Source organism: Oceaniglobus roseus (assembly GCF_002869745.1).
Classification (GTDB): domain Bacteria; phylum Pseudomonadota; class Alphaproteobacteria; order Rhodobacterales; family Rhodobacteraceae; genus Oceaniglobus; species Oceaniglobus roseus.
This window is the reverse complement of record NZ_PNOS01000067.1, coordinates 1-9920: the sequence shown is the minus strand read 5'-3', so window position 1 is coordinate 9920 and position 9920 is coordinate 1. Positions and strand designations below refer to the sequence as shown.

The following is a 9920-nucleotide window of genomic DNA, read 5'->3' as shown; positions in this document are numbered from 1 at the left end:
GGTAATGCCGGCGGGAGGCGAAGAAGTAGTCCGGCACCCGCTCCCAGGTCCGCATGCCCGTGGACACGCTGCCGACGTGGACGACCCGCGCCTCGGGCACGTACCAGGTTTCCCAGCCCGCGCGCGCGGCCCTGAGGCAGAGGTCCGTCTCCTCGTAGTAGAGAAAGAACGTCTCGTCGAAGAGGCCGATCCGGTCGAGCATCGCGCGCCGCGCCATCAGGCTTGCCCCCGCCACCCAGCCGACGCGCTGCGGCGCCTGCGGGATCGGCAGCGGCACCACCCAGCGTTTCAGCAGGCGGCTGACCGGGCCGGTGCGGGCCTCCATCTCGAACGCGCCGGGGATCGAGGGGAAGCGGAACAGCGTCGTGTGGGGCTGGCCGTCCTCGCCGCGGACATGGCCGCCCGCGAAGCCGGCGGCGGGGTGCGCCTCCATGAAGCGCACCAGCGCGCCGATGCAGCCCGGGTCGGGGAAGGCGTCGGAGTTCAGGATGTAGACGTAATCGGGGCGGGTGCCGTCCGGCAGCCCGGCGCGTATGCCGACGTTGTTGCCGGCGCCGAAGCCACCGTTGCGCCCCGCCTGGAGCACGCGCACCCGGCCTCCGGCGGTCCAGCCCCGCCTCGCGACCTCCGCGCGCATCCGCTCGAACGAGCCGTCGCGCGAGTCGTTGTCGACGATCACGATGCCGCCCGGACGGTCGCCCATGTCCGCCAGCGCCGCGGCGGCGGCGCGCAGGGTCATCTCGGGCGTGCGCCAGTTCAGCACTACCGTCAGGACCGAGGGGCGGGAGTCCGTCATGCCGTCACTCCGCCGCGGTGCCAAGGACGGCGCGACCGGGGCGCTGGCGCCGCTCGGCGTCGCGGATCGCCGCCTTCAGCCGCGCGACGAGCACGGCGACGTTGGGCACCAGCACCATGGAATCGTGATCGCCCGGCACCTCGATCACCTCCAGGTCGCTGCACCATGCGCCCCACAGGTTGTCGTGGAAGGCGTATTCACGGGTCCGGGCCACGAAATTGCCGTTCGACACCGGCCAGTGGCGGTCGAGCGGCGGGCGGAACAGCGCCACCGGGCCGTCGTAGGGGCGCGGCTGGTAGACCGCGATGGCCTCGCGGAACGCGGCCTCGATCCGCAGGTCGTTGAAGGTGCCGTCGCCCGCCTCCGGGATCGCCGCGGGACCGCGCAGCCGTCCAAGCTCCCAGGCGAGCCGTTTGCCCGCCCACTCGGAGAGGTAGCGGATGCCCTTGCGGCGGAACTCCTCCCTCTTGATCAGTGCCTTGTCGCGGGCGTTCAGTACCGGGCGGACCGGCACCGGGGTGTCGAGGAAGGCCAGCAGCGCCACCTCATCCCCGGCCGCGCGCAGCTGCTGCGCCGCCTCGAAGGCGGTGATCCCGCCGCCCGAGAACCCCGCCAGCAGATAGGGGCCTTCGGGCTGCACCTGCCGGATCTCGGCGACGTAGGCGGCGGCGGCCTCGGGGAGGCGGTCGTGGGGGGGCTCGTCGCCGGTCAGGCCGCGCGCCTGGAGCCCGTAGACCGGGCGGTCGGTGCCGAGCATCAGGCCGAGGTGGCGCAGGTTCATCACGTTGCCGAACATGCCCGCCACGATGAAGAGCGGCGTGCGCGGCCCGCCGTCGCCCTCGTGCAGCGCGACGAGGTGGCGGAACCGGGTCGCGGCGGTGCCGGCTGCCGTCTCCGGCGCGGCGTCTCCGGCGTCCCCCACGGGGCCGACCTGTGCCGCGATCCGTGCGGCGAGGGCGGCGATGGTCGGGGCCTCGAACAGCACCGAGATCGGGAACTGCACGCCGAAGGCCTTGCGCACCTGCGCGAACAGCCGCACCGCGATCAGCGAGTGGCCGCCGAGGTCGAAGAAGCCGTCCTCGACCCCGACCTGGCCGACCCCGAGGAGGGTCTGCCACATCCCCGCCAGCGTCTCCTCGATCCCGTTCCGGGGCGCCACGTAGGCGCTGTCGAGATCGGGGCGCGCAAAGCTCTGGCCCTCGTCCGCCACCGAGGGATGCGCCGCGTCGGCCTGGCGGATCAGGGCGGGCAGGTCGAGCGACGAGACGACCAGTTCGGCAGCGCCGCTGTCCTTCGCCAGGGCCACGGCGCGCAGCATCGCCGCCGCGCCCTCGTCCGGGCGGATGCCGCGCGCGACCGTTTCGGCCAGCCGTTCCTCTTCCGCCGAGCGCGGCCGCCCGGTCGCGTCGTCGAAGAGGATGTCGCGCAATTCCACCGGCCCCGCCTTGGCGAAGGCGGCGGAGGTGGCGAGGCGCTTCATCGCGAAATCCTCGATCTCGACCAGCACCCGGCCCCCGGCATCCGCGATGGTGATGTCGAACCGCGCGAAGCCGTCCATCCGCGCGCCGGGCGCCAGCCGCATCCAGCTGTGGATCTCCGCGGGCAGCGGCGCGAGGACGCGGATCGTGCCGTAGGAGACGGGCACCCACAGGTGCTCCGGGCCATAGTCCGGGGCCAGCGCCACCGCCCAGCCGGTCGCCATGTCCATCATCCCGGGATGCAGCCGGTAGCCCGCCTGAAGGTCGCCGCGCAGGGCCTCGGGCAGGACCAGCCGCGCCAGCCCCTCGCCCTGGCCGAGCGCGGTCTGCCGCAGGACGTGCCAGCGCGGCCCGAAGGCCAGCTGCGCCTCCTGCGGCGCGGGCAGGTGCCCCTCCGCGGCCTCGGCGGTGTCGGGGCAGCGGGCGCAGATCGCCGCGAGGTCGAGCGTCGGCGCCGTGCCGGACAGCGGCGCGAGGGTCGCCCGGGCGTTCAGCAGGTGTCCGCGCCGCCCGTCGCGCGTCACGTCGCCCAGCACCTCGAAGGCATGCCCCCCGTCGGTCTCGGCCAGCCGCACCCGCATCTCGCGCCCGGCCGGGCCGACCTCGAGGGCGCGGAAGAACAGCAGATCGCGGATCTCGAGGGGGCCGGTGTGCCCGTGGGCCGCCAGCGCCTCGGCCGCGAGTTCGATGAAGCCGGTGCCGGGCAGCAGTGCGTCGCCCGCCCGGGTGCGGTGCTGGTCCAGCACCCAGCGGTCCGATGCGGCGAGGCGCGAGGTGAAGAGCCGCGCGCCGTCGGCATCGAAGCCCGCGAGGTCCAGCAGCGGCTGGTCTGCGGGCCGCGGCTCGGGTTGGGGGGCGGCGGGCCGGGTGGCGTCGGCGGCCATGCCGACTTCGGCCCAGACGCCCCAGTTCAGCGCCAGCACCCGCGTCGCCCCGCCTCGGCGGGCGCGGGCGAAGGCGTTGAGGTACTCGTTCGCCGCGACGTAATCGACCTGGCCCGCCGCGCGGATCGCCGTCGAGGTCGAGGAGAACAGCACCATGAGGTCGAGCGTGCCGTCCGGAAACAGCGCGTCGAGCACGCGCAGCCCGGCGATCTTGGGGGCGAAGACCGCCTCGGACGCCATGACGGTCTTCGACAGCAGGGGAGCGTCGTCGATCGTGCCCGCGGCGTGGATCACCCCGGTCAGCGCGCCGAACCGCGCCTCGGCCGCGTCCCTCGCCGCGCGCATCCGGTCGATGTCGCAGACGTCCGCCACCGCGACCAGAACCGCGCCGCCCAGGGCCTCCAGCCGCTCGACGGCGCGGATGGCGCGGGCGGTCCGGTCCTGCGGGGCGTGGGCATCGCACCAGGCCGGCCAGTCGGCGCGCGGCGGCAGGGCGCTGCGCGAGACGAGGACGATGTTGGCGCGGTGGCGGCGGACCAGATCCTCGGCCAGGGTCAGGGCGATGCCGCCGAACCCGCCGGTGAAGAGGTAGGTGCCGCCGTCGCGGAACGGGCTTTCCGCCGGTTCCGGCAGGGTGACGGCGCGATACTCCCGGCCGAAACGGCGGGCGCCGCGCAGCGCGGCGGTGCCGTTGGCGGGGGTGGCCAGAAGATCCTCCAGCAGCCGCTCCACCAGCGCGTCCCGCTCCGCCCCGGCAGCGCGTCGCCCGGTCAGGAGACCGCCGCGAAGGCGCGGCAGCTCGATGTCGAGCGCGGCGCAGGTGATCCCCGGCATCTCCCGCGGGATCACGCCGAGAGGGCCCGCGACAGTCGCCTTCTCGGGGTGGGGCAGAGGTTCGTCCCCGATCCGCGCCGCACCGGTGGTGACGCAGGTCAGGTGGACCGGCGCCGCGAGGTCCGCCTCCGCGAGCGCCTGCGCGAGGAACAGCAGGCTGTAGAAGCCGTGTTCCATGTTGCGGTCGAAGACGCTGGATCCGGGGCGAAACTCCTCGCCCTCGGTCACCAGCCAGAGGTGGGCGATCCGGTCCGGGAGTCGTCCCTCGGCGGCGAGGTCGGCAAGGAGGCTGTCGTACCCCTCACGCCCGCGCTCGGGCGCGAGGATGAAGTCGCCCTCGGCCCGGCGGCGATAGGTGTCGCCCGAGGCGACGGTGCTGACGACGTGTCCCGCAGCTCTGAGCCGCGCCGCGAGTGCCGCGCCGAGGCCCGAGGCGTCGGTGAAGACCAGCCAGCGGAGCGGTGTCGCCAGCGCCTCGGCAACGTCGCTCTCCAGTTCGGGCAGGCGGGGGCGCCACACCGGGCGATAGCCCCAGTCGGCGATGTCGTCGCGGCGGGCGGGAGTGGTATCGGGCTCGGGGAGCCGTGCGGTGCCCGGTTCGATGAAATAGCGGCTTCTCTGGAAGGCATAGCCGGGCAGCACCAGTCGGTTGCGACGCGACTCGCCCCAGACCTGGGCCCAGTCGGCCTCGTATCCCGTGGCCCAGAGCCGGCCGATCACGCCGAAGAAATACATGTCGTCGGCGATCGCCTCGTCGGGGTGGCGCAGGGAGGACAGGACCTGGTTCGCCTGCACGCCCTCGCACATCCGCGCCAGCGAACTCAGCGCCTTGCCCGGCCCGACCTCGAGATAGACGCGCCGCCGCTCGGCGGAGAGGGTCGCGATGCAGTCGGCGAACATCACCGTGTTGCGCAGCTGGTCGACCCAGTAATCGGGGTCGGTGGCCTGCTCCGCCGTCAGCACCTCGCCGGAGCGGTTCGACAGCACCGGGATCCGCGGTGGCGACAGCGTCAGTCCGCCAAGGTAGGCGCGGTACTCCGGCAGGATCGGCTCCAGCATCCGCGAATGGGCGGCGATGTCGATGGCGATGCGCTGGTGTTCGACCTCGCGGCCGCGCAGCGTGGCGGCAAGGCGTTCCAGCGCGGCATCGGGGCCCGAGACGGCGGTGAGGCCCGGCGCGTTGACGCTGGCGATGTCCAGATCGGGGCCCAGCAGCGGCTCAAGCTCGGCACGGGGCAGGGAGACGGACAGCATCCCCCCCGGCGCCACGCCGTCGAACAGCCGGCCGCGCAGCAGGACGAGGTCGATGCAGTCCTCGAAGCCGATCACCCCGGCCAGGCAGGCGGCGGTGTTCTCGCCCATGGAATGGCCGACCAGAGCCTCGGGCACCACGCCCCAGGACATCCAGAGCTGCGCCAGCGCGTGTTCGACGATCATGATCAGCGGCAGCTGGACGGAGGGACGCTTCAGCGCCTCGGCCGCCGCCGCCCGGTTCTCGGGCGCGGGCAGCCAGAGCGCGCGCAGGTCGTGGTCGAGCTGCGGGGCGAGATGGGCAAGGCCGCGGTCCATCCACTCGGCGAAGACCGGCTCGGTCTCGTAGAGGTCGCGCGCCATGTCGGGATACTGCGCGCCGCCGCCGGGAAACATGAAGACGATGCCCGGCGCATCCGCCACCCTGTCGTGGGTGAACACGCGGCGGCTGTCACAGGACTCGAGCAGGGCGGCTGCCTCCCGCACGCTCTCGGCGACGAGAACGCGCCGCTTGTCAAAAGCTTGCCTGCCGTTCTTCAGGGTATGCGCGAGGTCGGCGAGATCGATGTCGGGATGGGCGCGCAGGTGGGCGGCCAGCGCCGTCGTCCCCGCGTCGAGCGCGGCGCGGGAGCGGGCCGAGAGGGTGAGGAGCTGGAACGGGAAGTCCGACTCCTCCGGCGCCGCGCGGGCCGGCGCCTCTTCAAGGATCGCATGGGCGTTGGTCCCGCCGACGCCGAGCGCGTTGACCGCAGCGCGGCGGGGGGTGTCGCGCCGGGGCCAGGGCGCTAGGCGGTCGGCGACGCGGAAGGGCGAGCCGTCGAAGTCGATGGCCGGGTTCGGCGCCTCGTAGCCGAGCGAGGGCGGGATCTGGCCGTGGTGGAGCGCCAGGGCGGTCTTGATCAGCCCCGCGACCCCCGCGGCGGTGTCGAGGTGGCCGATGTTGGTCTTGACCGAGCCGATGCGCGCGCCGCCGGGCGCCGCGCCGCCGCCGCGCCAGGCCTCGGTCAGCGCGCTGACCTCGATCGGATCGCCGAGATAGGTGCCGGTGCCGTGACATTCCACGTAATCGAGCGTTCCGGCCGCGACGCCCGCGTTCGCCAGCGCCTGCCGGATCGCGGCCGCCTGGCCCTCGACCGAGGGCGCGAGGTACCCGGCCTTCGCGGCGCCGTCGTTGTTGATGGCGCTTCCCTTGATGACGGCCCAGACGTGGTCGCCGTCGGCCTGCGCATCCTCGAGCCGCTTCAGCGCCACGCATCCCGTGCCCGAGCCGAAGACGGTGCCCTGCGCGCGGTGGTCGAAGGCGTGGCAGTGACCGTCGGGCGACAGGATCTCGTTCTCCTGGAACAGGTAGCCGCGGCCGTGGGGCAGCTCGATGGTGACGCCACCGGCGAGCCCCATGTCGATCTCGCCCGCCCGGAGCGCCGCGCAGGCGTAGTGGACGGCGACGAGGGAGGTCGAGCAGGCGGTCTGCACGTTGATCGACGGGCCCTTCAGGTCGAAGACGTGGGAGACGCGGGTGGCCAGGAAATCCTTGTCGTTGCCCGTGTGGCGCAGCAGGAACATGCCGGTCTCGTCCACGAGGCCGGGGTTCGAGCAGATGTTGAAGTAGAAGTAGCTGCCCATGCCGCAGCCGGCATAGACGCCCACGGGCCCCGCATGGGTCGCGGGCGGGTGGCCCGCGTTCTCCATCGCGTTCCAGGCGGCCTCCAGGAACTTGCGGTGCTGGGGGTCGAGGATCGCGGCCTCCTTCGGGGAGAAGCCGAAGAACTCGGCATCGAAGGTGTCGAAGCCATCCAGCACCGCGGCGGCGGGAACGTAGTTCGCGCGCCGGATCCGCCCGGGGCTTTCCCCGGCGGCCAGCAGCTCCTCTTCCGAGAGCCTGCGAATCGATTCGACCCCGTCGCGGAGATTGGCCCAGAACGCGTCGAGCCCCTGCGCGCCGGGCACGTCGATGGCCATGCCGACGATGGCGATGTCGCCGCTCTGTGCGCTGCTGGGGCTGCTCCTGCTCACGTCCGTCGCTCCGTCCTCGTCTTCTGCCGCCGCCATGTCCGGGCTGCCTGTCCCGTCGCGCCTGCGCCGGTTCGCACGGCGCGCCGGTTCCACCCCGGCGGCCGCGTCGCGCCAGCCCTAGCCTGCGAAAGGGGCAACTCTGTGGAAATCGCTGCCACAGTTGCAGGATTCCATCCCGCCGGTGCGCGATTGTAAACGGCTTTCCGGCGTTGCACAGGGCGGGACGCGTGGCAGGACGGCCGTTCCTGCACGGGATGACGCAAGGTCACAGGATCGTCCGCGGCCCCTTGGCGGGCGCCGCTGCCGTCATCGCCTGGGTGCCGCCGAACAGGGCGCGCGCGGGGCTGCGGGCGCGGCTGTCCTCGAGATGACCGAGGATCGCGCCCGCGGTCAGCCAGGTGAAGGGAATCAGCGTCGCGTTCAGCAGCATGTCCATCATCGTCGCCGTCAGCGTCAGCACCAGCGGCAGCACGAAGGGCGACACCGCGTCCGCCCCGTGGCGCCACATCCGGCGCGCGGTCAGCAGCACCGGCAGCGCGAGAAGGCCGAAGGTGCAGATGTAGCCGAGCCAGCCGAAGGTGCCGAAGACGATGATCCACTGGCCGTCGGGCACGGTGGTGATCTGGCCCGTCTCGGGATCGTGGGTCAGGTTGCGCCCCCAGAGCCCCCAGCCGAACCAGGGCTTCTCGGCGGCGCGCTCCAGCAGCAGCTCCTCGTTCTCGAACCGGAAGCCGAGGGACTGGGCGCGGTCGGCGCTGACGCTCTCGGCCTGCTCCATGATCGCGTCGAGCGGGATCAGGTGGGCGTTGCGCAGCATCGGATAGACCGTGGCGACGAGGGCGAGGCAGACCGCCACGCGGATCTGCGTCCTCGGCCCCGCGAACAGCAGCAGCGGCAGCAGCACCATGCCCATGGCGAAGGCGCCGAGGCTCTTGCAGAGCCAGAGCAGCAGCACGAGATAGCCCGCCGCCAGCATGTAGCGCCGCCGCGCCGCGCCTTCCGAGACGCGGAACAGCGCGGTGGCCGCCATCGCCGTCGTCAGCACGAACAGCGCCAGCCACAGCCCGTGGGGCAGGAACACCACGGGCCGGTAGCCGCCGTTGCGGATCGCCTGGAGGAAGCTTTGCTGGAAGAAGCCGTAGACCCAGACGTTGATCTGCGGCGACAGCCGGATCTCGATCAGCGCGGGGATCGAATAGGCCAGCCCGGCGACGACCAGCGCCACGAGAAGCGCCCGCAGCCCGTCCTCGGAGGCGAGGAACTGGCGCGCCATCAGGAACGGCAGCAGAACAAGGGCCTGGCCGATCAGTGCCGAGAGCGTGTCGCGCAGGGTCAGCCCCGGCAGGCTGCCGGTGACGAACTGGATCGGGTCGGTGCCCGCCAGCGTCTCGAACAGGATCGGGTCGCGGTTGGTCAGCACCGTCGGGATCGCCCCGAGGAAGAAGCCGAGCACCAGCAGCCGCGCCAGCCGGTTCGCAGGCCAGAGCGACAGCCGCAGCCTCAGCACGAACAGGCAGATCAGCGCCGCCGACAGGGTCGGGATCGAGAACTTGTCCATCGGCGGCACCAGGGGCAGGTCCATCGCCGCGATCGGCGGCAGCAGCAGGTAGCCGCCGAGGATCGTCCAGATCAGCGCCTTCTCCAGCGGCAGCCTGCGGAACATCGCGAGGCTCGCCAGCGGCCAGAGCGCCAGCATCAGGTAGGCTAGGGCGTTGGGCATCGGACTGGGGCGGTCCCTTCGGTGGGTGTCGACCGGCGGCGGCGTGGCGTCGGCCCCGATCCTGCCACGATTTCGTGGCGGGATCGCGGGGGAAAGGTGGCGCTTTCGCGCCGGCGCCCGGCCGCGCCGGTGGTCGTGGCGCAACACTATCGCGGGCGGCCGCGCCTGTCGCGGTCATATCTGTTTGCCGATGCTTCGCCCTCGGGCATGGTGGCACCACCGCACCCGTCGCTGCCGCAGGGGTGTCGGTGCTGCTGCCGCATCCCTCTGCCGCCCTGCGACCGTCGCGGCGGGATCCGGTCCGACTAGGGATGGAGATCGTGGAATTTGCCTTCGGACGCCGCCGGATCCGGATCACGGTGCCGTCGCGCAACGGTTTGCTCGAAACCCTGCGCGATCGGCTGAGCGCGGGCGAGGGGTTCGCGCTGGCCACGATCAACCTCGATCACATCGTCAAGCTGCACCGCGACCCCCTGTTCCTCGACGCCTATGCGGCGCACGACCTGGTGGTGGCCGACGGGCGCCCGGTGGTTTGGCTGTCGCGCCTCGCCGGGCGGCCCGTGCAACTGGCGCCGGGATCGGACCTGGTGCTGCCGATGGCGCGGATCGCCGCCGCGGCGGGGCGTCCGGTCGCGCTGGTCGGCAGCACCGGCGAGAGCCTCGAGAAGGCGGCCGCCGCGCTGCTGAGGGCGGTGCCGGACATCGACATCGCCCTGAGGATCGCGCCGTCCAACATGTTCGACCCCGACGGTGCCGAGGCGGCGGCGATCCTCGAGCGGCTGCGGGCGGGCGGCATCGGGCTCTGCCTGCTGGCGCTCGGCGCGCCGAAGCAGGAGCGGCTGGCGGCCCGCGGCCGCCGCGAGGCGCCGGGCGTCGGCTTCGCCTCGGTCGGGGCGGGGCTGGATTTCCTGTCGGGCCGCCAGAGGCGCGCGCCGAGACTGGTG

The 9920-nt window shown here is 72.8% G+C and carries 4 protein-coding genes; 1 reads left to right on the top strand and 3 read right to left on the bottom strand.

All coding sequences use genetic code 11. From position 1 onward, the window contains the following. The 3 genes from A7B20_RS20690 to A7B20_RS20680 form a co-directional block, all read right to left on the bottom strand. Window positions 1–796, bottom strand: a 796-nt coding sequence (locus A7B20_RS20690; RefSeq protein WP_102110479.1) for a glycosyltransferase family 2 protein, incomplete at its 3' end; no start/stop codon positions are given. Between the two features lie 4 nt (window positions 797–800). Then, the gene (locus A7B20_RS20685; RefSeq protein WP_102110478.1) at window positions 801–7292 is read right to left on the bottom strand and encodes a type I polyketide synthase; all 6492 of its coding nucleotides are present in this window, start codon (window positions 7290–7292) and stop codon (window positions 801–803) included. A gap of 229 nt (window positions 7293–7521) precedes the next feature. Continuing rightward, on the bottom strand, window positions 7522–8976 hold the full coding sequence (locus A7B20_RS20680; protein WP_102110477.1) for a hypothetical protein: 1455 nt from the start codon (window positions 8974–8976) through the stop codon (window positions 7522–7524). Window positions 8977–9287: 311 nt separating this feature from the next. Here A7B20_RS20680 and A7B20_RS20675 point away from each other — a divergent pair. Then, window positions 9288–9920, top strand: a 633-nt coding sequence (locus A7B20_RS20675; protein WP_102110476.1) for a WecB/TagA/CpsF family glycosyltransferase, incomplete at its 3' end; no start/stop codon positions are given.